At 71.0% G+C, this 22474-nt stretch carries 21 protein-coding genes and 1 tRNA gene; 11 read left to right on the top strand and 11 right to left on the bottom strand.

Annotated elements, in window-relative coordinates; translation table 11 throughout:
• Positions 1–123: 123 nt before the first annotated feature.
• The gene (locus ACFY6U_RS26955; RefSeq protein ID WP_390042228.1) at positions 124–1320 is read left to right on the top strand and encodes a CapA family protein; all 1197 of its coding nucleotides are present in this window, start codon (positions 124–126) and stop codon (positions 1318–1320) included.
• Positions 1321–1355: 35 nt separating this feature from the next.
• Here the strand turns inward: ACFY6U_RS26955 and ACFY6U_RS26950 are convergent, their stop codons facing one another.
• Together ACFY6U_RS26950 and ACFY6U_RS26945 are read right to left on the bottom strand one after the other, a co-directional pair.
• Positions 1356–3407, bottom strand: a complete 2052-nt coding sequence (locus tag ACFY6U_RS26950) for a PA14 domain-containing protein (RefSeq protein WP_390042226.1) — start codon at positions 3405–3407, stop codon at positions 1356–1358.
• 245 nt (positions 3408–3652) lie between these two features.
• Complete coding sequence (locus tag ACFY6U_RS26945; RefSeq protein ID WP_390042441.1) at positions 3653–3901, bottom strand: SCO4226 family nickel-binding protein; 249 nt, start codon at positions 3899–3901, stop codon at positions 3653–3655.
• A 100-nt stretch (positions 3902–4001) separates the two neighbouring features.
• On the opposite strand from ACFY6U_RS26945, the gene ACFY6U_RS26940 reads away from it, so the two are divergent.
• Complete coding sequence (locus ACFY6U_RS26940; protein ID WP_390042224.1) at positions 4002–4532, top strand: hypothetical protein; 531 nt, start codon at positions 4002–4004, stop codon at positions 4530–4532.
• A 44-nt stretch (positions 4533–4576) separates the two neighbouring features.
• On the opposite strand, the gene ACFY6U_RS26935 is transcribed toward ACFY6U_RS26940, so the two are convergent.
• Together ACFY6U_RS26935 and phoU are read right to left on the bottom strand one after the other, a co-directional pair.
• Positions 4577–4732 (bottom strand): hypothetical protein, encoded by a 156-nt coding sequence (locus ACFY6U_RS26935; RefSeq protein WP_177233040.1) that lies wholly within the window; start codon positions 4730–4732, stop codon positions 4577–4579.
• Positions 4733–4888: 156 nt separating this feature from the next.
• Positions 4889–5578 (bottom strand): phosphate signaling complex protein PhoU, encoded by a 690-nt coding sequence (gene phoU, locus ACFY6U_RS26930; RefSeq protein WP_390042222.1) that lies wholly within the window; start codon positions 5576–5578, stop codon positions 4889–4891.
• A 222-nt stretch (positions 5579–5800) separates the two neighbouring features.
• On the opposite strand from phoU, the gene ACFY6U_RS26925 reads away from it, so the two are divergent.
• Positions 5801–7057 carry a sensor histidine kinase gene (locus tag ACFY6U_RS26925; protein ID WP_390042220.1) on the top strand — a complete coding sequence of 419 codons (1257 nt, stop codon included), beginning with the start codon at positions 5801–5803 and terminating at the stop codon, positions 7055–7057.
• Positions 7054–7734 (top strand): response regulator transcription factor, encoded by a 681-nt coding sequence (locus ACFY6U_RS26920; RefSeq protein WP_010358452.1) that lies wholly within the window; start codon positions 7054–7056, stop codon positions 7732–7734. Before ACFY6U_RS26925 ends, ACFY6U_RS26920 begins: the two co-directional genes overlap by 4 nt.
• 272 nt (positions 7735–8006) lie before the next feature.
• Here ACFY6U_RS26920 and ACFY6U_RS26915 read toward each other — a convergent pair whose 3' ends face one another.
• On the bottom strand, positions 8007–8684 hold the full coding sequence (locus ACFY6U_RS26915; RefSeq protein ID WP_390042218.1) for a DUF461 domain-containing protein: 678 nt from the start codon (positions 8682–8684) through the stop codon (positions 8007–8009).
• A 638-nt stretch (positions 8685–9322) separates the two neighbouring features.
• On the opposite strand from ACFY6U_RS26915, the gene ACFY6U_RS26910 reads away from it, so the two are divergent.
• The 6 genes from ACFY6U_RS26910 to ACFY6U_RS26885 all read left to right on the top strand — a co-directional run bounded on the left by ACFY6U_RS26910 (position 9323) and on the right by ACFY6U_RS26885 (position 15647).
• Positions 9323–9805 carry a CarD family transcriptional regulator gene (locus ACFY6U_RS26910; protein ID WP_003953493.1) on the top strand — a complete coding sequence of 161 codons (483 nt, stop codon included), beginning with the start codon at positions 9323–9325 and terminating at the stop codon, positions 9803–9805.
• A 251-nt stretch (positions 9806–10056) separates the two neighbouring features.
• The gene (gene ispD, locus ACFY6U_RS26905; RefSeq protein ID WP_390042216.1) at positions 10057–10821 is read left to right on the top strand and encodes a 2-C-methyl-D-erythritol 4-phosphate cytidylyltransferase; all 765 of its coding nucleotides are present in this window, start codon (positions 10057–10059) and stop codon (positions 10819–10821) included.
• Positions 10811–11302, top strand: a complete 492-nt coding sequence (ispF, locus tag ACFY6U_RS26900) for a 2-C-methyl-D-erythritol 2,4-cyclodiphosphate synthase (protein ID WP_351484383.1) — start codon at positions 10811–10813, stop codon at positions 11300–11302. The genes ispD and ispF overlap by 11 nt, the downstream gene beginning before the upstream one ends.
• A 117-nt stretch (positions 11303–11419) precedes the next feature.
• Positions 11420–12817, top strand: coding sequence for a cysteine--tRNA ligase (cysS, locus tag ACFY6U_RS26895; protein WP_390042214.1), 1398 nt, complete (start codon positions 11420–11422; stop codon positions 12815–12817).
• 100 nt (positions 12818–12917) lie between these two features.
• Entirely contained in the window at positions 12918–13859 is a 942-nt protein-coding gene (gene rlmB, locus ACFY6U_RS26890; protein ID WP_390042212.1) for a 23S rRNA (guanosine(2251)-2'-O)-methyltransferase RlmB, read from the top strand.
• 117 nt (positions 13860–13976) lie between these two features.
• A complete protein-coding gene (locus tag ACFY6U_RS26885) occupies positions 13977–15647 on the top strand; it encodes a DoxX family membrane protein (RefSeq protein WP_390042210.1) in 1671 nt (556 codons plus the stop codon).
• Positions 15648–15876: 229 nt separating this feature from the next.
• Here the strand turns inward: ACFY6U_RS26885 and ACFY6U_RS26880 are convergent, their stop codons facing one another.
• From ACFY6U_RS26880 to ACFY6U_RS26870, 3 genes are all read right to left on the bottom strand, one after another.
• The gene (locus ACFY6U_RS26880; RefSeq protein ID WP_351484376.1) at positions 15877–16608 is read right to left on the bottom strand and encodes a nucleotidyltransferase family protein; all 732 of its coding nucleotides are present in this window, start codon (positions 16606–16608) and stop codon (positions 15877–15879) included.
• Positions 16609–16704: 96 nt separating this feature from the next.
• Entirely contained in the window at positions 16705–17166 is a 462-nt protein-coding gene (locus tag ACFY6U_RS26875) for a hypothetical protein (RefSeq protein WP_352360789.1), read from the bottom strand.
• A gap of 237 nt (positions 17167–17403) precedes the next feature.
• On the bottom strand, positions 17404–18540 hold the full coding sequence (locus ACFY6U_RS26870) for an ABC transporter ATP-binding protein (protein WP_390042208.1): 1137 nt from the start codon (positions 18538–18540) through the stop codon (positions 17404–17406).
• A 229-nt stretch (positions 18541–18769) separates the two neighbouring features.
• On the opposite strand from ACFY6U_RS26870, the gene ACFY6U_RS26865 reads away from it, so the two are divergent.
• Positions 18770–18843: transfer RNA gene (locus tag ACFY6U_RS26865), tRNA-Thr, on the top strand.
• A 93-nt stretch (positions 18844–18936) separates the two neighbouring features.
• Here the strand turns inward: ACFY6U_RS26865 and ACFY6U_RS26860 are convergent.
• The 3 genes from ACFY6U_RS26860 to ACFY6U_RS26850 form a co-directional block, all read right to left on the bottom strand.
• The gene (locus ACFY6U_RS26860; RefSeq protein WP_390042206.1) at positions 18937–19869 is read right to left on the bottom strand and encodes an aldo/keto reductase family oxidoreductase; all 933 of its coding nucleotides are present in this window, start codon (positions 19867–19869) and stop codon (positions 18937–18939) included.
• Positions 19870–19917: 48 nt separating this feature from the next.
• Positions 19918–20778 (bottom strand): aldo/keto reductase, encoded by an 861-nt coding sequence (locus tag ACFY6U_RS26855; protein ID WP_390042204.1) that lies wholly within the window; start codon positions 20776–20778, stop codon positions 19918–19920.
• 286 nt (positions 20779–21064) lie between these two features.
• Positions 21065–22471: an NAD(P)/FAD-dependent oxidoreductase gene (locus ACFY6U_RS26850; RefSeq protein WP_390042202.1), complete on the bottom strand. Its 1407-nt coding sequence runs from the start codon at positions 22469–22471 to the stop codon at positions 21065–21067.
• Positions 22472–22474: the final 3 nt, after the last annotated feature.

The following is a 22474-nucleotide window of genomic DNA, read 5'->3' as shown; positions in this document are numbered from 1 at the left end:
GTACCGACCAGTACGTGGAAGCCACCGGTTGGCACCGCGGGCCGGCTGCCGCCGCCACCTCCGGAAACACGCCAGCCGTTCACCCTCCGTGGAGGAAGGGTGATCGCTTCGTAACATGAGCGCATGATCAGGTCCGTAGGGCGGCGCCCCGGGCGGCGCGAGCGGCAGGAGCCGGTGCGTCGGCAGCGGCTGTTCGTTCTCGGTCTGGTCGGGGCCGTTGTCGTGGTGGTCGCCGCGGTGTTCGCATTCCGGGCCGGCCCCGAGGACGCGGCGTCCGCCGGCCCCGCCCGGACACCCCAACGGAAGCCCGGGACCACGGCGTCCGGGCGGCCGGCGCCGCCGTACCACCCCACCGGCAACGTGCGGATCGCCGCCGTGGGAGACATCGTGATGGGCTCGCTGCCGGACGACCTGCCGCCGGATGACGGCGCCTCGTTCTTCGACCCTGTCGCCGACCTGCTCACCGGCGACGTGGTGCTCGGGAACCTGGAGGGCACGCTCACCACCGGCGGTTCCAGCAAGTGCGAGTACATCGAGGGTCCGAACTGCTTCGCGTTCCATGCCCCGCCGTCCTACGGCCGTCGGCTCAAGGAGGCCGGGTTCACGGTGCTGAACACCGCGAACAACCACATCGACGACTTCGGGGCGGAGGGCCGGCGGGAGACGTTCGCCGCGCTGCGCTCCGTGAACCTGCCGTTCACCGGCCGCCTGGGCCAGATCACCGTCCAGCGGGTGCGCGGCATCAGGGTCGCGCTGGTCGGGTTCGCTCCCGACCGCGGGGCGAACGACCTCACGGACATCCCCGCGGCACAGCGGCTCACCGCCCGCGCCGCAAAGATGGCGGACATCGTGGTCGTCACGATGCACGCCGGTGCGGAGGGCTCGGACCGCACCCACGTGGAACCCGGCACCGAGTACTTCGTCGGAGAGGACCGCGGCGACAGCTACCGCTTCAGCCGTGCGGTGATCGACGCCGGCGCCGACCTCGTCGTGGGCAGCGGCCCGCACGTGATGCGGGGAATGGAGTTCTACAAGGGCCGTCTGATCGCCTACAGCCTGGGGAACTTCTCCGGCTACAAGGTGCTCGGCCTCGGCGGCACGCTCTCGACCAGCGGCGTGCTGCAGGTCACCCTCGGCGCCGACGGCACCTACGTGTCCGGACGCCTGCGCCCGACCGAGATCGTGGAGCCCGGCACGCCGGAGCCGGGCGGCGACGCGATCGACCTCGTCTCCAGCCTTTCGGAGGACGACTTCGGGTCACACGCCGCCCGGATCTCGACGGACGGGACGATCCGACGCCCGGTGCGCGCGTCCAAGTGAGATCGCGCAGGTGAACCGGGGTGAACCTCGGCCGGTCAGACCCGGTCCTGGAAGACGCAGTTCCACACGTGCGTGCCCGCGACGCCGCCGTCGGCGCGCACCGCCTCCAGCGTGTAGAAGTACGTGGTCCCCCGCACGGCGGTGGTGTCCGTGTAGGCGCGGGTCCCCGCAGGCAGCAGTCCGGTGTGCAGCGGCTCGTACGACTTGGTGGCCGCGTTCCACCGGTTGATCCGGTAGCCCGCGACGGTGTCGCACTCGACCGTCTTGTCGCACCTCCAGTTGATGGACGGCCCGGCCACGCCGGGTCCGCCGGTCAGGGTGTCGTAGCCCATGCTGCCGAGGTCCCAGTCCCGGGTGACCGTCACGGACGGCCGGACGTCCAGCTCGGTGGCCTCGACGACCGGCACCTTCGGGTCGTCCGGGGGCAGCGCATTGTCCCAGCGGTCCCTGGCGACGACCGCGTACACGTGCGTCTCGCCGTCCGGCAGGTCGCCGCACAGCACCGCGAGCGGGTCGCTCGTGCCCTCCCAGCAGGACGTGGAGCTGAGCCACTTGACCGTGCCGTCCGACTGGCGGGTGCCGTTCCAGACCACGTAGCGCTCGACGTCGTCGTCGGTCGAGGCCGCCCAGCTCAGCAGCACGCCGTCGGCGCGCGGGGTGGCCTTCACACCGGTGACCGGGCCGGGCGCGACGCGGTCGCCGGTGCGGACGACGAGCGGGGCGGACAGCGCCGACTCGTTGCCGGCCGGGTCCACGGCCGCGACCGCGTACGTCACGTACGTGCCCGCAGGCATGCCCAGGTCGTGGCAGACGCCGCCGGTGCCGGTCTCGTCGCTCCCCTGGGCGCAGGTCACGCGGGTGAGCGCGGCGGGGGCGAGGGTCCGGCCGGGCGAGCGGTAGACGTGGTAGGTCCCGCCGTTGGAGAAGTCCTCGTCGAAGCCGTCGGGCTGCTTCCAGTGCACGTCGGTGTAGTCGGCGCGGACCACGGAGCCCAGGGAGGTCGGGGACTTCGGCGGCGTCCGGTCGACGCCGTCGCCGGTGACACCGGCGTACGCCGACGGGTTGCCGAGCGCGTCGAGGGCGCGGACCCGGTAGTAGCGGACGGTGTTCACGGGTGCGTCGGTGCGGTACGACGTCGCGGTCGTCGTGCCCAGCAGCGTGAACGGGCCGGTGGCCGCGGAGGCGGCGTACACCTCGTACGTCGCCGAGTCGGCGGTCCCGTGCCAGGCCAGCGTGGCCCACCAGGCGTCCCCGGTGACCGTCAGACCGGTCGGCGCCGCCGGCCCCGTGCGGTCCACGGTCACGGCGGTGGCGTCGGGGCTGCCGGCTGACTCGCGGCCCGCCTTGTCGACGGCGCGGACCTCGTACAGGAAGGTCTGGCCCGTGGCGGGCGTCGCGTCCACGAAAGTGGGCGAGGCGAGCAGCGACGAACCGCTGACCTTCGCCCACTGGGTGGTGCTCAGCCGGCGGTACACGCGGTAACCGGCGAGGTCCATCTCCTTGTTCGCGGCCCAGCGCAGGGTGGTTCGACTCGTGTCCCGCTTGTACGCGGCGGTCAGGCCGGTCGGCGCGAGCGGCTTGACCTTGTCGACGGTGGCCTCGGTGCGCGGGGCGTACGTGAACGCGGCGTTGGCGGTGCCGGTCCAGGCGACGTAGTCCACGCGCAGCGTGTGCTTGCCGGCCGGGACGGCCAGGTCGACGGTCCTGCGGGCCGTGACGGAGACGTTCTTCCACAGGTCGATCTTCCGCACGCCGTCGACGTAGACGCGCATGCCGTCCTGCGTGGCGGCGGAGAGCCGGAAGGGACCGCCGGAGCCGAAGTCCCGGGTGAGGGACCAGCGGACGGAGAAGTTGTCCTTGGGGAGCGTGACGCCGGGCGGGTCGCCGTAGCCGTAGTTCTCGGCGATGGCGGAGTCGCAGGCGGTCAGCTTCGGCGTACCGCTGAAGGTGGAGTTGCCGAAGTACTGCGCCTTCCAGACGGGAGAGGCGCAGGTGACGGCTGCGGAGGCGGGGGAGGCCGTGATCAGGCCGCCGGCGGCGGCGAACACGGCCGTCGCGGCCGTCACGGTCAGCCGGGTACGAGTCATCACAGAGAGCGGGCGCCTTCCGGGCCTATGAGAAGCATGTGAAACAGGTGGCGTCTGTGTGACTCATGGGGCGGGGGCAGGGTTGCCCCGCCGGTCACGGCAACTGCGCGGCGCCGTGGTGGTGGGTGGCGGCCCGTGGGTGGTCCGGCCAGGTGAACGTGGAGTGGGGGGTGGGGGCCGATGGGCCGACGAGCCGCGCGGGGTCTCTCGACGCCATCGAGGCGTACCCGGTCGCCCCCCCGTCGTCAGATCGACAACGGCACCTGGTGGACCTCGTCCGCCGGATGGCCCGCGCGTTCGTGGACGCGCTTGACCGCCTCGGCCGAGGGTGCCTCGGAGAGGCAGTAGACGTTGCCGGAGTCCGGGTCCGCCCAGGTCCGTTCGAAGTGGACGCCCTCGTCCTTCTCGATGGCGAGGTCGGCCTCGTGGGCCTCCTTGAGCTGGTCGGCGGTGAGACCCGTCATTCCATGATGGACATCCATGAACTGGGGCATGGCTGCCACCTCCTGTCTCGCTCCTTCTCATGCTGCGCCCGTCGCAGCGGGCCCGCGCGCTACCGTTCGGGGCGTGGGGCGGCATCGGGTTCGGTGGATCATGGGCACGGTTCTCCTCGTCGCGCTCGGCACCGGCGGCTGGCTCGCCTTCGGGCAGCACGGGTACCCCTTCGGGGACGCGCGGGCCTGTGAGGGCAGCGACGTGCCGTTGCAGCAGATGATCGACGTGACCGGACTGCCGTTGCCGAAGGGTGCGCGGGACGTGCACTACGTCCCCGACCGCGGGGCCACCGGCAGCGATCCCGAACTGGCCATCGCCTTCCGTAGCACCCGCACGGCGATGAAGGCCTGTCTGCGCGCCCATCGCATCGTGGCATCGGGCCTCGACCGGCTCGACGACGGCCGGTTCGGCGTGGGGGACGTCGGCCCGGACCCGAAGTCCGTCGGGCTGTGCGGGCACGTGCCCCAGATCGTGGCCCCGGGGGTGGCGGTGGTGGCGCGGCTGGACGAGGTGGTCGACAGCGGCACCGAGATCGTCGAAGTGGACCTGCAGACGGAGCCCTTGGACCACGACCTGATCCGAGCCACCACGGAGGTCGTCCTCAGGGTGTACGAAGGGCCCCGGACCTGAGTCCGGGGCCCTTCGCCGTAGCTGACGTGCGCGGACGTGTCCGCTCAGCCGCACTGGCAGGGGCTGCCCGACTGGCAGCCGCAGCCGCAGCCCGAGCCGCACCCGCAGGCGCCGATGACCAGCAGGTTCTTGATCTCGGCGGGCTGGTCGGTCTCGTGCTGCTGGGTGGGGTCGGGCGTGGTGCTGGGGGATTCGGCCATGGATCCCTCCTAGAGGTCCCTAGGTGCCCTGGAGGCAGGGCGTGGTGCCTTTGCCCATTCCATGCCCGTTTCACTGGGCGCATCAACAGCGCACGGCGGCGCATGGGGGTGCCTCGCGCCCGCCGCGCACCTCGCGAGCCCCGCCCACCCGAGCGGTTACGCCCCCTCGGCGCCCGTCACCGGCTGGATGTCGGGCTGCAGCTCGTCCGCGTGCTCGCCGGTGACCAGGAAGACGACGCGCTTGGCGACGGCGACGGCGTGGTCGGCGTACCGCTCGTAGTAGCGGCCGAGGAGGGTCACGTCGACGGCGGTCTCGATGCCGTGCTGCCAGCGGTCGTCCAGCAGGTGCTGGAAGATCGTGCGGTGCAGCAGGTCCATCTCGTCGTCGTCCTGCTCCAGCTGGAGGGCCAGGTCGACGTCCTTGGTGATGATCACCTCGGCGGCCTTGGCCATCAGGCGCTGCGCGAGCTGGCCCATCTCCAGGATGGTGGCGTGCAGGTCGTGCGGGATGGCGTTGGCCGGGTAGCGCAGCCGGGCCAGCTTCGCCACGTGCTGGGCGAGGTCCCCGGAGCGCTCCAGGTCGGCGGACATGCGGAGCGAGGTGACGACGATCCGCAGATCGGTCGCCACCGGCTGCTGGCGGGCGAGCAGGGCTATCGCGCGCGCCTCCAGGTCGTGGTGGAGCTCGTCCACCTTCTGGTCGGCCTCGATGACGCTCTCGGCGAGCTTGAGGTCGCCGTCGAGGATCGCCGTCGTGGCGCGTCCGATCGCCGATCCGACCAGTCGGGCCATGTCGACCAGGCTGTCGCCGATCGAATCGAGTTCCTCGTGGTACGCGTCCCGCATCAGGGTTCCCTCTCGTATGCGTGGTCCAGGGGTTCCGGGGGCCGGGGCCCGTGGCCGAAACCAGCTGCGAACCCCACGCTCCCACGTTCCGGTCCCTACGCGTCCGTTTCTGCCACCCCAAATGAACCAATACTGGCTCCAAGGTGAACTCTGGGCGACGAGTGTTCGAGCTGACACCTCGCGGACTGTGGGGATGTCGTACCCCCTGCTTAACCTGTTTGCATGGACGTGAACGCGGCGGTCGCCGCAGCGGCAGCGATCGCCGGGGTGCTCACCGGTGTCATCGCCATGCTGGCGTTCCGCTGGAGCGAACGCGACCAGAAGCGACCGACCAGGACCTCTCTGCACACCGACCCCGTACTGCCCCCGGGCGTGGACACCGTACTGAGCGTGCTGCGCTCCTCCGCGGTCGTCCTCGACGAGGCCGACACCGTGGTCAAGGCGAGCTCGGCGGCGTACGCCCTCGGACTCGTGCGCGGTGGCAAACTCGCCATCGAGCCGATGCTCGGAATGGCCCGCGACACCCGGCGGGACGGCGAGATACGGCAGGTCGAGCTGGACCTCCCGAGGCGGGGGACCGGACGGGGCGAGGCCCTGGCCGTCTCCGCGCGGGTGGCGCCCCTCGGCTCCCGGCTCGTACTGCTCCTCGTGGAGGACCTCACCGAGGCCCGCCGCATCGAGGCGGTACGACGGGACTTCGTGGCGAATGTCAGCCACGAGCTGAAGACCCCGGTCGGCGCGCTCTCCCTGCTGTCCGAGGCCGTCATGGACGCCTCGGACGATCCGGAGGCCGTGCAGCGCTTCGCCGGTCGCATGCAGATCGAGGCCACGCGCCTGACCAACCTGGTCCAGGAGCTCATCGATCTGTCGAGAGTGCAGAACGACGACCCGCTGGAGGACGCCGAGCCCGTCCGGGTCGACGAGCTGGTCGCCGAGGCGATCGACCGGTGCCGGCACCAGGCCGGCACCAAGCAGATCACCATGGCCGCCGGCGGCACCGCCGACCTGCATGTCTGGGGCAACCGCGGCCAGCTCGCCGCCGCCCTCGGCAACCTGGTCGAGAACGCCGTGAACTACTCCCCGGCCCGCACCCGGGTCGGGATAGCCGCCCGCCGGGTCGGTGCGACCGGCGGCGACATGATCGAGCTTGCCGTGACCGACCAGGGCATCGGCATCACCGACAAGGACAAGGAGCGCATCTTCGAGCGCTTCTACCGCGTCGACCCGGCCCGCTCGCGGGCCACCGGTGGCACCGGCCTCGGCCTCGCCATCGTCAAGCACGTGGTCGCCTCGCACGGCGGGGAGGTCACGGTGTGGAGCGCCGAAGGCCAGGGCTCCACTTTCACCCTCAGGCTGCCGGAGGCGGGCGTGGCCCGCGATCGCGCATCGCAGCACCCCGACCCCGACCTCGAAGACGAGGCCGGTACCACCGAGTCATCCCCGTACGAACCGCTTCCCGCCCCGGAGGTCCTTCCGTGACCCGAGTGCTCGTCGTCGAGGACGAGGAGTCCTTCTCCGACGCCCTGTCGTACATGCTCCGCAAGGAGGGCTTCGAGGTCGCCGTGGCGGCCACGGGCCCCGACGGACTCGACGAGTTCGAGCGCAACGGCGCCGACCTCGTCCTCCTCGACCTGATGCTGCCCGGCCTGCCGGGCACCGAGGTCTGCCGCCAGCTGCGCGGCCGCTCCAACGTCCCCGTCATCATGGTGACGGCCAAGGACAGCGAGATCGACAAGGTTGTCGGGCTCGAAATAGGAGCCGACGACTACGTGACCAAGCCCTTCTCCTCCCGCGAGCTGGTCGCCCGTATCCGGGCCGTCCTGCGCCGCCGGGGCGAGCCGGAGGAGGTGACGCCGGCCGCCCTCGAAGCGGGCCCGGTCCGCATGGACGTCGACCGCCACGTCGTGACGGTCTCCGGCTCCAAGGTCGACCTCCCCCTCAAGGAGTTCGACCTCCTGGAGATGCTCCTGCGCAACGCCGGCCGCGTCCTGACCCGCATGCAGCTCATCGACCGCGTCTGGGGCGCCGACTACGTCGGCGACACCAAGACCCTCGACGTCCACGTGAAGCGCCTGCGCGCCAAGATCGAGCCGGACCCGGGTGCGCCTCGGTACCTGGTGACGGTGCGGGGTCTGGGCTACAAGTTCGAGCCGTAGAGACCGGCCTTGCGGCGAGTCGGCGGACGGAGTCCGACGCGGCACGCCGAAGCCCGCGCAGCGGTGCGAGGGGTGCGTCGAGGATGGTGTTCGGCCGGGCCCGTCGCCTACCACCCGTCCCATCCGAAGAGACGGATCCGCGGGCCGGTGGGGGCGGGCCGCGCAGTTCCCCGCGCCCCTACGGGGCGCACCCGACCACGGAGTGTTCTCCTCGGCAGCGAAGGGCGGCACCCCTCGGGGTGCCGCCCTCCCGTCGGTTTCGGGGTGGCCGCTCAGCCCGCGTTCGTCGACTCCGAGGCCGAGTCGGACGGGGTGGCGCTCGCGGACTCCTTGTTCTTCTTGCCCGCCTTGGCGCTCTCGCTCGCCGTCGAACCCGCGGCCGGGGAGCCGGAGGCGGAGGTCGACGACGAGGCGGACGCGGAGGCCGAGGCGGACGGCACCGCGCTCGGGCCCCAGCCCGTGAAGTAGCTCTCGGCCGGCACGACGAAGGCGCGCAGGCTCACGTCACCCGCCTTGCTGAAGGTGAAGGTGATCTTCTGGGCGTTGCCGTCCTGGACCGCCTCGCGGCTGCTGCCCAGCACCGCGGAGGCGTTGTCCTTGCCGCCCAGGATCAGCCGGCCACCGCCGGGGATCGTCAGCGGCTGCGTCTTGGTGGCGTGCAGCTCGGCGGTCTTGCCGGTGCCGGCGACGACGATCGACTGCAGCGTCTCCGGCTCGGTGCCGGTGTTGAAGATGGTCGCGGAGACCACGGCCGGGCCGGTCGACGTGAGGTCGGGCTGGGTGATCACGGTCGCGTTCTGGACCTTGATGTCGCCGACACTCGTCGCCGCGTTGTCCGGCTTGATCTCCAGCGTCTGGGAGTTGTTGCCCGCGCCGCAGGCGGAGAGCGCGGCGACGGAGAAGGCGATGGCGGAGGCGGCGAGGGCGCCGCGTCGAAGGCTGCTGCTCACGGCGGCGGCAACTCCTTGAACGCACGGGCGGCCCCCTATAAAGCCGCCCTAAGTGTCTGTCAGCGGCCTTAGGTTACCGAGCCGTTCCCGCGCGGCCGCACCCGACCCTCCCCAAGCCCCTCGCTTGCCGCACGCGGGGGGTACGCACGGGCATCCGCAAGTGCCCCTTCGGCCACTTTGGAGCGACGCCCGTCCGGCATTCACATAACCCGTCCGCAACACCACGCGCAAAATTTCCGTGAAGGAATGCGCGACCGCCGGGAAAATTGATCACGCACTGCTTCAGGTGCGGCTTCACGTACCGTTCAGTCGGGCGTTCGGCCGGACCCGTGATCAATTCCGGAAACGTCCGGGATCCGGCGTCGGCAACCGAACGGAGTAGCGGAAGTCGTACGCTTGGAAGTGGACATATGGGGATGTTCCGTCACTCGGGTGGGCGTCCGGACGTGTGTAACGTGGGCGTTTCCCCTCGCCCGGAGAGCCGCTCCCACCTGCGAATACCTGCTTCCGGGCGGCCCGCGAAGCACGTTCCTGTTGCTGTTGTCAAGCCCCGAGATATGCCCTGACCTGCGAAAACGCCATTCAGAACCGCCGGTTTCCGTGTTACCCTGGATAGCCACGGAAGGGGTACCTGTCACATGACGTTCAAGGTTGGCGACACCGTGGTCTATCCCCATCACGGGGCCGCGCTGATCGAGGCCATCGAAACTCGCCAGATCAAAGGCGTGGACAAGACCTACTTGGTGCTGAAGGTCGCCCAGGGTGACCTGACGGTACGTGTGCCAGCGGACAATGCGGAGTTCGTCGGCGTGCGTGATGTGGTCGGTCAGGACGGGCTGGACCGGGTCTTCGAGGTGCTGCGCGCACCGTACGCCGAGGAGCCCACGAACTGGTCCCGTCGTTACAAGGCAAACCTGGAGAAGCTCGCCTCCGGCGATGTCATCAAGGTCGCGGAAGTGGTGCGTGACCTGTGGCGTCGTGAGCGCGAGCGCGGACTCTCCGCCGGTGAGAAGCGCATGCTCGCCAAGGCCCGCCAGATCCTGGTGAGCGAGCTCGCCCTCGCGGAGAACACGAACGAGGACAAGGCCGAGGCCCTGCTCGACGAGGTCCTCGCGTCCTGACGCAGGCGCAGTCCGGCTCAGCACGCTGAAGCTCCGCACACCCGAAATGCCGCGGTGCCCGATGACACTCTCCCTGTCGCCGGGCGCTGCGGCATGTTTGCGTCCGCCCTCGGGGAACCCCCGATACTAGGCGTGCCGGGCCCGGGCTGCTGGCTCGACCAGTGTCACGGAAGGGTCCGGTCAAGGCGTCGCGCCCGGCACTTCCCAGGCCATACCCACGCCAGGCCCGCACACAAACCTGACAGGAACCGATGTCTGACGATTCGCGTCCTTCGCGTACGGAACCGCGTACCGCACTGCGCACGGCAGCCGTGATTCCCGCCGCCGGCCGAGGCGTACGGCTCGGTCCGGGCGCCCCCAAGGCGCTACGCGCGCTGAACGGCACGCCCATGCTCATCCACGCCGTACGCGCCCTCGCCGCCTCCCGCGCCGTCTCCCTGGTCGTCGTCGTGGCCCCGCCCGACGGCGCGCCCGAGGTCAAGTCCCTCCTCGACGCCCACGCGCTGCCCGACCGCACCGACTTCCTCGTCGTCCCCGGCGGCGAGTCCCGCCAGGAGTCGGTCAGGCTCGGCCTGGACGCGCTGTCCCCGGACTACGACATCGTCCTGGTCCACGATGCCGCCCGCCCCCTGGTCCCCGTCGACACGGTCGACGCCGTGATCCAGGCGGTCCGTGACGGCGCTCCCGCGGTCGTCCCCGCCCTCCCGCTCGCCGACACGGTCAAGGAGGTCGAGCCGGCGGCCGCCCCCGGCGACCCGGAGCCGGTGCTCGCCACCCCCGAGCGGGCCCGCCTGCGCGCCGTCCAGACCCCCCAGGGCTTCGACCGCGCGACCCTGGTCCGCGCCCACGAGACGGTCACCGACAACGTCACCGACGACGCGAGCATGGTCGAGCAGCTCGGCGAACGGGTCGTGGTCGTCCCCGGCCACGAGGAGGCCTTCAAGGTCACCCGCCCCCTCGACCTCGTCCTCGCGGAGGCGGTCCTGGCCCGCAGGAGGCTCAACGATGGCTTCTGAGGTGATCCTCCCCCGGGTCGGCATCGGCACCGACATCCACGCCTTCGAGGAGGGCCGCGACCTGTGGTGCGCCGGCCTGAAGTGGGAGGGCGAGGGTCCGGGCCTGGCCGGCCACTCGGATGCGGACGTGGTCGCGCACGCGGCGTGCAACGCGCTGTTCTCCGCTGCGGGCCTGGGCGACCTGGGGCAGCACTTCGGCACGGGGCGGCCCGAGTGGTCGGGTGCCTCCGGGGTGACCCTGCTGACGGAGGCGGCCCGCATCGTCCGCGACGCCGGTTTCCTGATCGGGAACGTCGCCGTACAGGTCGTGGGCCCGCGCCCGAAGATCGGAAAGCGGCGGGACGAGGCCGAGAAGATCCTTTCCGATGCGGCGGGGGCGCCTGTGTCGGTTTCCGGGGCCACCACGGACGGCCTGGGTTTCCCGGGCAGGGGCGAAGGCCTTATGGCGGTGGCAACGGCGTTGGTCGTGAAAACGGCGTGACAGGATTCTTTCAGGGGCGCGGGGAACTGCGCGACAAGCCACAGCGCACCCGCACCTGACAACGGCGCTTCACGCACCGGTGCCACCCACTACCCTCCGCCCACTACCCTAGGTCCCGTGACTATTCGCCTGTACGACACCAACGCCCGGCAGATCCGTGACTTCGCCCCGCTCACCGCGGGCTGTGTCTCGATCTACCTCTGTGGTGCCACCGTGCAGGCGGCGCCCCACATCGGGCACATCCGCTCCGGCCTGAACTTCGACATCATGCGCCGCTGGTTCGAATACCGGGGCTACGACGTGACGTTCATCCGGAACGTCACGGACATCGACGACAAGATCATCGCCAAGTCCGCCGACCAGGGCCGCCCCTGGTGGGCGATCGGCTACGAGAACGAGCGCGCGTTCAACGACGGCTACACCGCGCTCGGCTGCCTCCCGCCGACGTACGAGCCCCGGGCGACCGGGCACGTACCGGAGATGATCGAGATGATGCGCGGCCTGATCGAGCGCGGGCACGCCTACGAGGCCGACGGCAACGTCTACTTCGACGTGCGCTCCTACCCGGACTACCTCCAGCTCTCCAACCAGGAGCTGGACAACCTCCGCCAGCCCGAGGGCGAGGGCGAGACCGGCAAGCGGGACCAGCGGGACTTCGCGCTGTGGAAGGCCGTGAAGCCGGGCGAGCCCAGCTGGGAGACGCCGTGGGGGCGCGGCCGGCCGGGCTGGCACCTGGAGTGCTCGGCGATGGCCCACAAGTACCTCGGCGCGGCCTTCGACATCCACGGCGGCGGCCTCGACCTGATCTTCCCGCACCACGAGAACGAGATCGCCCAGGCCAAGGCGTTCGGCGACGACTTCGCCCAGTACTGGGTGCACAACGCCTGGGTCACCATGAGCGGCGAGAAGATGTCGAAGTCCCTCGGGAACTCGGTGCTCGTCTCGGAGATGGTCAAGCACTGGCGCCCGATCGTGCTGCGCTACTACCTCGGCACCCCGCACTACCGCTCGATGATCGAGTACAGCGAGGAGTCGCTGCGCGAGGCCGAGGCCGCGTTCGCGCGGATCGACGGGTTCGTGCAGCGCGTGGTGGAGCTGGCCGGGGGAGCCGTCGAGCCCTCGCCCGAGGTCCCGCCGGCGTTCGCCGAGGCGATGGACGACGACCTGGGCGTCCCGCAGGCGCTCGCCGTCGTGCACACCACCGTCCGGCAGGGCAACTCCGCCCTCGCCGCCGACGACAAGGAAGCCGCCGTCGCCCGCCTCGCCGAGGTCCGCGCCATGCTCGGCGTCCTCGGCCTCGACCCGCTGGCCGCGCACTGGTCCGGCGGGGCCGACAAGGGCGAGGACCTGCACGGGGTCGTCGACGCCCTGGTACGCCTCGTCCTCGACCAGCGCGAGTCCGCCCGCGGCCGCAAGGACTGGGCGACCGCAGACGCCATCCGCGACCAGCTGAACCAGTCCGGACTCGCGATCGAGGACAGCCCGTCCGGCCCGCGCTGGACCCTCAAGTCCTGACCTCCCCTGGATCTGAAGATCGACTGTGCCGCCCGGCCCCCCGGGCGGCACACTGCATAAGACGTACGTACGAAACGAAGCTCACGGAGACGGGTAACTCATGGCAGCCAACAACCGCCGCATGTCCGGCAAGAAGGGCGCGCAGATCGGCAGTGGCGGCCAGCGGCGCCGGGGCCTGGAAGGCAAGGGGCCGACCCCGCCCGCCGAGATGCGCAAGGGGCACAAGAAGAACCGCATCGCCACGGCCAAGGCCAAGCAGGCCCAGCGCCGTCCGGTGGCGCGCGGCCGGGGCGGCAAGGGCACGTCCGAGATGGTCGTCGGCCGCAACCCGGTGGTCGAGGCGCTGCGCGAGGGCGTCCCGGCCTCCACCCTCTACGTCCAGCAGTTCATCGACAACGACGAGCGGGTCCGCGAGGCCCTCCAGCTCGCGGCCGAGCGCGGCGGCATCAACCTCATGGAGGCCCCCCGCCCCGAGCTGGACCGCATGACCAACGGCCTCAACCACCAGGGTCTGGTCCTCCAGGTCCCGCCGTACGAGTACGCGCACCCCGAGGACCTGGCCGAGGCGGCCTACGACGAGGGCGAGGACCCGCTGATCGTCGCCCTGGACGGGGTCACCGACCCGCGCAACCTGGGCGCCGTCGTCCGTTCGGTCTCCGCCTTCGGCGGCCACGGCGTGGTCGTCCCCGAGCGCCGCGCGGCCGGCATGACCGCCGGTGCCTGGAAGACGTCGGCCGGTACGGCGGCCCGTACGCCCGTCGCCCGCGCCACCAACCTGACCCGGGCGCTGGAGTCTTACAAGAAGGCCGGCATCGTGGTCGTCGGCCTCGCCGCGGACGGCGAGCACGAGATCGGCGACCTGGAGGCCCTCGGCGGGCCCGTCGTCATCGTCGTCGGCAGCGAGGGCAAGGGCCTGTCCCGGCTGGTCGGCGAGACCTGCGACTTCCGGGTCCGGATCCCGATGCCGGGCGGTGCCGAGTCGCTCAACGCGGGTGTGGCGGCGGGGATCGTGCTGTACGAGGCGGCGCGCCGACGCGGGTGAACACACATCCGTAACCTCACCTGGGCGGGTCAATTCCGGCGTCCGGGACATCCTTGACGGGGTCCGGACACATCCGGCCGGTCAAAGCAGTGTCCTAACTCCACGTCACTCGGTTAGATGAGTGTGGACACCAGAACACCCCGCACGCCCACGGGGGACCGCTCGTCGGGATTCCGCTCCGGATTCGATTCCGGTCTCGACGACGCTCCCGCGCTGAGCATGGTGAAGGTGCCGAGCGATCCGGCGCAGGTCATCGTCAACCACGCGAGCTTCCGCGTGCAGCTGGGCGTATCGACACGGCGTACCCAATCCCCCCGGGTCGCACGGCACTTGAGCGCCACCGAGGACACCGCGCGCATCCCGGTCGTCGGCACGGCGGGCAGAGCGGCGGCGGCACCCGGCCGGCGCCGCCCGGTCGTCTGGAGCGGCAGGTCCGCGCCCGACGACACCGGCGCCCACCGGCTGCTCCAGGCCGTCCGGGGCGGCAGCGTCCGGCACGCGGAGGAGCCCGCCGGACCGGCCGGTGCGACCCGGGTCATCCCGCGCGTCGACGACCGCCACGACGCCCTCGACCAGACCGTCGAGACGCCCCTGGTCGGTCACCCGCGCTCCCCGGCCTCCGGCGAGAACCGGCTGCTCCCGAACATGCCCGCGGTGGGCAGCGCCTACGACGACCCGTCCTACGGCGACGCGGCCTACGGCGAACCCGCCTACGGCGACGACGAGTTCGAGGACTTCGAGGAGTCGCGGTCGGCCCGGCGGCACGGCGACGGCGACCCGGCCCGGCACGCCTACTACCCCGGCCGCCGGATGAACCTGGGCGTGGTCCTCCTCCCGCTCCGCATCTTCCTCGGCTTCATCTCCATCTACGCCGGCATGGGCAAGCTCTGCGACCCCGTCTACTTCGACGGCGGCAAGCGCGGCTCCATGGTCACCTGGCTCAACACGCTGCACCCCTGGGAGGTCGCCGAGCCGCTGCGCCAGTTCGCCCTCCAGCATCCGGTCGGCTCCGGCCTCGTCATCGCCTTCTTCCAGGTGATCGTGGGCGTCCTGACCGTCCTCGGCTGCTGGCAGCGGGTCGCCGCGGTCGTCGGCGCGCTGCTCTCCGCCGCGCTCATCGTCACCGTCAGCTGGAAGACCGTCCCCGCGTACGACGCCCCCGACATCATCTACCTCGCCGCCTGGTCCCCACTGATCATCGCGGGCGCCCCCGTCTACTCCGTGGACGGCCGCCTCGCGGGCAGCGCCTGGCGACGGCTCGGCCCCCGCTCCGACATCTGGGAGCTGCGCGCGTACGTGCTGCGCCGTGGCGCCCTGATCACGGGCATCACCATCGGCCTCACCCTCCTCGTCGGTTCGCTCCTGGGCGGCGCGGTCCGCGACTCCAGCCGTGTGGTCGTCCCCGGCCCCGGCGAGGCGCCGCGCAACAACCTCCCCGGCTCCCCGCTGCCCGGCGAGTCGGCCAAGTCCCGGCAGAAGGCTCCGTCGGCCTCCACGGCTCCCTCCGGGGGCGCCACGGCGAGCCCTTCGCAGGCGGTGACCACCCCGGGCGCCGACCGCGCCACGAGCGGCGCCACCACCACGACCCCCAGCGAGACCCAGGGCACCATGGGTCAGGCCCCGCCCCAGCACACCGCCCCGGCGCCGACGACAGCGGGCCCGTCGTCGGGCGGCACCGCGACCGGCGGCACATCCACCAGCGGCGGCGGCACCGGCACCGGCACGGGAACCTCCGGCGGCGCCTCCTCCTCGGGCCAGCCCGGCCTGGTGGGCGGCCTCCTCGGCTAGACAGCCGCTTCACTATGCCGCAGCCCCGCGCTTCAGAGTCGCGGGGCTGCGGCGTACCGAAGGGGCGCGATGTGCCGTCTGCCGACTGCGGCGCCGTCGTGGCTGGCCGCGCAGTTCCCCGCGCCCCTTACGGGGCGCTGCCGAGCCGCCTCCGAAGGGGCGCGGGGAACTGCGCGGAAAGCCCCCACTCGCCCGCAGCCGACGAACCGGCCGCCGCCACCCCCTCGGCCTACCGCCCCAGCGCGGCCAGTTCCTTTGCCGCCTCCGTCAGGTCCTTCGCCGTGTCGATCGCCCGCCAGTACGCCCCCTGCGGAATCGGGAACCCGGCCAGCTGCCGGCTCCGCGCCAGGTGCGGGAACGTGGTCCGCTCGTGGTCCCCGCGCTCGGGGAGCATCGCGGCGAACTCGGGGGAGAAGACGTAGACGCCCGCGTTGATCTCGAACGTCGACGGCGGTGCCTCGATGAAGTCCGTGATGTGGCCGAAGCCGTCGGTCTGCACGGCGCCCCAGGGGATCCGCGGACGCGCCAGCGCCAGCGTCGCCACCGCGTCCCGCTCCGTGTGGAAGTCGGCCATGTCGCGCAGCGAGAACCGCGTCCAGATGTCGCCGTTCGTGGCGTACCAGGGCCGGTCGGCGTGGGGCAGGTGCGCGGCCGCGTACTTGAGGCCGCCGCCCCGGCCCAGCGGCTCGTTCTCCACCACAGTGGTGACGGAGAGCGGCAGGTCGGCGGTCGCCAGCCACTTCTGCAGTACCTCGGCGAGATGGCCGCAGGAGACCACCACGTCGGTGACGCCCTCCTCGGCGAGCCAGGTCAGCTGGTGGCCGATGATCGGCGTGCCCGTGCCCGGGATCTCGACCATGGGCTTGGGCCGGTCGTCGGTGTACGGACGAAGCCGTGAGCCCTGGCCACCGGCCAGGACCACGGCTTGAGTGGGGCGCAACGCGGCGTTCGGATGGGTCATGGCCGAACTGTACGACGCGCCCCGGGGGCGGCTTCCTGTCGCAGGCAGGTCCCTTAAGGACCCGTTACCTGCTTACCGACCTGCGTTCACCTGCGCTCAGCTGTGCGCGGCCAGCACGCCCGACGCGAAGGACGTGTCGCAGACCGGGCGGGCGTAGGACTGGGCGCGCGAGGCGCCGTACATCCGCACCGCGGCCCGGCCCAGCGCACGGGCGATGGACGTGCAGTGCTTCGCCAGTGACGGGTGGCCGTTGACCGCCTGCTGGAGGTGGGTGAGGACCTGGCCCGGGTTCTTGTCCTGGAGCTCGGTCATCAGCTGCTCGCGCAGTGCGTCCTGCGGGGCCTGGGTGACGGCCTTGGAGGAGACGTGCGCATCGGTCACGTCGGTCGCGGTGAGCACCGAGCTCCGCGGGGACCCGGTCCAGTTGACGCGGGTGACCGCGAGGGTCCCGGAGAGCACCAGGACGACGGGCAGGACGAGGGCGAGAGTGCGGCCGATCCGGCGGGCAGGGCCGCCCCGGTGGCCGCGTCGTGTCTGTGGGGTGGTGGAGTGCTTCACGCGTGTGAGGGTAGCGTGCGGTAATGATTTGGCGACATTTAGTCACCGGTTCGGGGGATGGAGAAGTGCCGTGTTTCGGGTACGGGGTTGACGCACACTGCTCGAAAACCACCCGCTTGCCGGGGTAAAACGGGGCAACGGAAAGGGCCCCGCAGCAGGTCGCGGGGCCCTTTCCGTCAACCTGGGTGAATTCACCCAGGTCGGAGGTTTCTCTGCTTGATCGACCAGTCGGATCGCTCAGTCGGAGAGCCGCTCACCCGTGGAGGTCGAGAACACGTGGGTCTCGCCCGGCCGCGGCACGACGTGCAGCGTGGCGCCCTTCTCCGGGACCGCGCGGCCGCTGACGCGGACGACCAGGTCCTTGAGGTCGTCGCCGACCTTGGCGCTGCCGTAGACGTAGCCGTCGGCGCCGAGCTCCTCGACGACGTTCACGGAGACCGCGAGACCGGCCGGGGCGTCCTCGGTGTCCTTGGAGAGCGCGGAGGCGGCCTCGCCGTTGTGCTCGACGACGTCGAAGTGCTCCGGGCGGACGCCGACGGTGACCGTGCGGTCGCCCTTGTCGCTGGCGGCCTTGAGCGCCTCGCGGTTGACCGGGACGACGCTGTTGCCGAACTTCACGCCGCCGTCGGTGATCGGGACCTCGACCAGGTTCATGGCGGGGGAGCCGATGAAGCCGGCGACGAAGAGGTTGGCCGGGCGGTCGTACATGTTGCGCGGCGAGTCGACCTGCTGGAGCAGACCGTCCTTGAGGACCGCGACCCGGTCGCCCATCGTCATGGCCTCGACCTGGTCGTGGGTGACGTAGACGGTGGTGATGCCGAGGCGGCGCTGCAGCGACGCGATCTGCGTACGGGTCGAGACACGGAGCTTGGCGTCCAGGTTGGACAGCGGCTCGTCCATGAGGAAGACCTGCGGTTCACGGACGATCGCGCGGCCCATCGCGACACGCTGGCGCTGACCGCCGGAGAGCGCCTTCGGCTTGCGGTCCAGGTACTCGGTGAGGTCGAGGATCTTCGCGGCCTCTTCGACCTTCTGCCGGATCTCCGCCTTGTTGACGCCGGCGATCTTGAGCGCGAAGCCCATGTTGTCGGCGACGCTCATGTGCGGGTAGAGCGCGTAGTTCTGGAACACCATGGCGATGTCCCGGTCCTTGGGCGGCAGGTGCGTGACGTCGCGGTCGCCGATGCGGATGGCGCCGGCGTTGACGTCCTCCAGGCCCGCGAGCATCCGCAGCGAGGTGGACTTGCCGCAACCCGACGGGCCGACCAGGACGAGGAACTCGCCGTCCTCGATCGCGATGTCGAGGCCGTCGACGGCGGGCTTGGTGGAGCCCGGGTAGATCCGGGTCGCCTTGTCGAACGTGACAGTGGCCATGGCTCAGAGGCCCCCTTCTACCGGCAGGAACGTGCCGGACGATCCGTTGTAGGAAGGTGGTTGGTGTAGTCCGCTCGGGTAGGCCACGCGAGTGAACTGGATCAGGACGGTACCTGGCGTTCACCCCGTATGTCAGTACCTGGAGCCCTGTGAACTTCGCGGAAATTTTCGACAGGCCCCGCCTGGGACCTGGGTACACTGCACTGGCACGCACCCCCGGTGCACGCACGCCTCCTTAGCTCAGCTGGTCAGAGCGCCGCTCTTGTAAAGCGAAGGTCGTCGGTTCGAATCCGACAGGGGGCTCCTCCAGCAGGTGCGCCGCCAGTGCTTCGACTGGCGGCGCTGCCTGTGACCGCGCATACGCGCTCCGGCACCAGGCTGTTCTGGGTGAGGTGGTCAGGGAACGATGTAGTTCGCGGCGCGGAACAGTTCGTACCACTCGGCGCGGGTCAGCGGGACGTCCGATCCGAGGGCGGCGTCCGTGACGCGCTGCGGTGTGGTGGTACCGATGACGACCTGCATCCGGGCGGGGTGCCGGGTGATCCAGGCGGTCGCTATCGCGATCGCGGGCACGCCGTACTTCGCCGCCAGGCGGTCGATGACGGCGTTGAGTCCTGCGTGGCGCTCCGAGCCGAGGAACGGTCCGTCGAAGAATCCGGCCTGGAACGGCGACCAGGCCTGCACCGTGATGTCGTGCAGACGGCAGTAGTCCAGGAGCCCGTCGTCGCGGCTGACCGACTGCTCCAAGCCCTGCATGTTGGCCGCGACGCCCTGCGCGACGAGCGGAGCGTGTGTGATCGACAGCTGGAGCTGGTTGGCCACCAGCGGCTGCGTGACGTGGCGCTTCAGCAGGTCGATCTGGCGGGGCGTGTGGTTCGAGACGCCGAAGGCCCTCACCTTGCCCGCCGTCGCGAGTTCGTCGAACGCCCGCGCCACTTCCTCGGGTTCGACCAGCGCGTCGGGACGGTGCAGGAGCAGGATGTCGAGGTAGTCGGTGCCGAGAGCCTTGAGCGAGCCGTCCACCGACTCGACGATGTGTTCGTAGGAGAAGTCGAAGTACGGGCCTTCGCGGACGATGCCCGCCTTCGACTGGATGATCAGCTTCTCGCGCTGCGAGGCGGTCAGCTGCATGGCCTCGGCGAAACGGCGCTCACAGCCGTGCAGTTCGCTGCCGTACACGTCGGCGTGATCGAGGAAGGTGATGCCGGCGTCCATTGCGGCGGCAAGGAGTTCTCGTACCTCCGCGTCGCTCTTGTCCTGGATGCGCATCAGGCCGAGCACGATGTTCGGGACGACCATCTCGGTGCCGGGCAGCTTGAAGGTCTTCACGGTGGGTTCCTTGTCCGTAAGCGGTGCGTGGTGCCGGTATCGGGCGTCTCAGGCCGTCGACAGGCGGGAGATCTGCTCGGGAGTCAGCGTGACGTCGGTGGCGGCGGCCGAGTCGCGGATGCTCTCGGGGCGAGAGGCCCCGGGGATCGGCACCACCACGGGCGCGAGGGCGAGCTCCCAGGCCAGGGTCACCCGGTAGACGCTGACGCCCACCTCGTCAGCGACCTCCTGGAAGACGGAGTGCCGCGCCGAGAGCGCGGGCGCGCCGGCGATGCCGCCCAGCGGGCTCCAGGGCAGGAACGCGATGCCGAGTTCGGCGCAGTGTTCCAGCTCGCCCTGGCTTGAGCGGAACCCGGGCGAGAACTGGTTCTGGACCGAGGCGAGTCGGCCGCCCAGGATCTCGTTCGCCTCGTCGATCTGCTGCACGGTCGCGTTCGAGATGCCCGCCATGAGGATCACGCCCTCGTCCAGCAGGTCACGGATCGCACCGACGGAATCGGCGTACGGGACGCGCGGGTCGGGGCGGTGGAACTGGTAGAGGCCGATCGCCTCGACGCCCAGGCGTCTGGCCGACTCCTTGGCGGCCTGCTTGAGGTGGGCCGGGTCGCCGTTCACGGTCCAGCTGCCGTCACCGGGCCGCAGGTGACCGCCCTTCGTCGCGACGAGCACATCGCCCGCTCCCGGACCGTACTCGCGCAGCGCCCGGGCGATGAGCTCCTCGTTGTGTCCGACCTCGCCGGCGTCGCGGTGATACGCGTCCGCCGTGTCGATGAGCGTGACACCGGCGTCGAGCGCGGCGTGGATCGTCGCGATCGATCTGCCGGCGTCGGGCCGGCCCTCGATGGACATCGGCATGCCGCCGAGCCCGATCGCCGACACCGTCCGCCCGCCGATCGTGCGTTGCATCATCGAACGTCTCCTCCGGATGTGGAAGACAGAAGACAGGTGGCCCAAGCCTTCTCGTACGAAGTCGTCTCGCGCGGTCGTCTCGCGCGGGGGCTTCGCTCACCGAAGGCCTGCCTGAGCGAGCCTAGGAATCGATGATTCACAAGTCCAACAGTCGCTCGTCATGACATTGAGAAGCGGCATGGATGAATAAAGCGTGTGCTCGGGGAGGTCGTCGCGGCGCAGGCCGCGGGCCCGTCCGACGGACGGCCTCGGCGGGTTTCCGGGGGCGCCCGCGCGGGAGGGGGCCTCAGTGCCGCCCGGCCACCCGGTCCGCCACCCGGGCCAGCCGGGAGGAGCCGGTGCTCGGGCGGAGTCGTTCGCGCTGGTCGGCGGCGCGGTAGGTGGCGTACATGCCCTGGACGCCGAGCCAGCGGAAGGGCTCCGGCTCCCACTTGCGGACCTTGTGGTTCACCCACGGCAGCTCGGTCAGGTCGGTGCGGCCGGCCTGGCCGGAGTCGAGCTGGACGAGGTCGCGGAGGGTACGGGCGGCCAGGTTGGTGGTGGCGACGCCGGAGCCGACGTAGCCGCCCGCCCAGCCGAGCCCCGTCGACCGGTCCAGGGTGACGGTCGCGCACCAGTCCCGCGGCACCCCGAGCACCCCGGACCAGGCGTGCTCGACCCCGACACCCGCCAGGGACGGGAAGAACCGCACCAGGATCTCGCGCAGCGCCTCGACGGTCGCGGCCTGGGTGCGGCCGTCGTTGTCCGTCCGCGACCCGAACCGGTACGGCACCCCGCGCCCGCCGAGTGCGATCCGCCCGTCGGCCGTGCGTTGCGCGTACATGTACGCGTGCGCCATGTCCCCGAGGGTCTCCCGGCCCTCCCAGCCCACCGACGCCCACTGCTCCGCCGTCAGCGGCTCGGTGGCGATCATCGAGGAGTTCATCGGCAGCCAGGTGCGCTTCTGGCCCTTGAGGTTCGCGGTGAAGCCCTCGGTGCAGCGCAGGATGTAGGGGGCGCGGACCGTGCCGTAGGGGGTGACGGCGTGCTGGGGGCGGATCTCGGTCACCGGCGTGGACTCGTGGATGACGACGCCGAGTGCTGCCACGGCCGCCACCAGCCCCTTCACCAGCTTCACCGGGTGCAGCCGGGCGCCGTGCGGGGTCCAGGTGCCGCCCACCGCGTCGGCGACGCGGATCCGCTCCCGGGTCTCCCCGGCGCCGTACAGCTCGCGGTCCTTCTCGCCGTACGACAGCTCGTGCTCGTGGAAGGCCTTCAGGCGGGCCAGCTGGGCCGGGGTGGTGGCGACCTCCAGCACCCCGCCCTTGTGCAGGTCGGCGTCGATGCCCTCGGCCGCGGTGACCGCCACGACCTCGTCGACGGTCTCGTTCATGGCCTTCTGCAGGCGTACGGCGGCCTCGTGGCCGTGCAGCGCGGCGTACCGGTCGCGGCCGGCGACGCCGTTGTAGAGCCAGCCGCCGTTGCGGCCGGAGGCGCCGTAGCCGCAGAACTTCTGCTCCAGCAGGGTGACCCGCAGGAAGGGGGCGGCCTTCTTCAGGTAGTACGCGGTCCACAGGCCGGTGTAGCCGCCGCCCACGATCACCACGTCCGCGGAGGCGTCACCGGCGAGCGGCTCCCGTACCGCCGGGAGGCCGTCGTCCGCGTACCAGAAGGAGATGCCGCCGTTGACGACACCGCTTGCCGATGTGCTCATGAC

It is taken from the genome of Streptomyces sp. NPDC013157, assembly GCF_042899865.1.
Lineage (GTDB): Bacteria > Actinomycetota > Actinomycetes > Streptomycetales > Streptomycetaceae > Streptomyces.
This window is presented reverse-complemented; position numbering and strand designations above follow the sequence as displayed.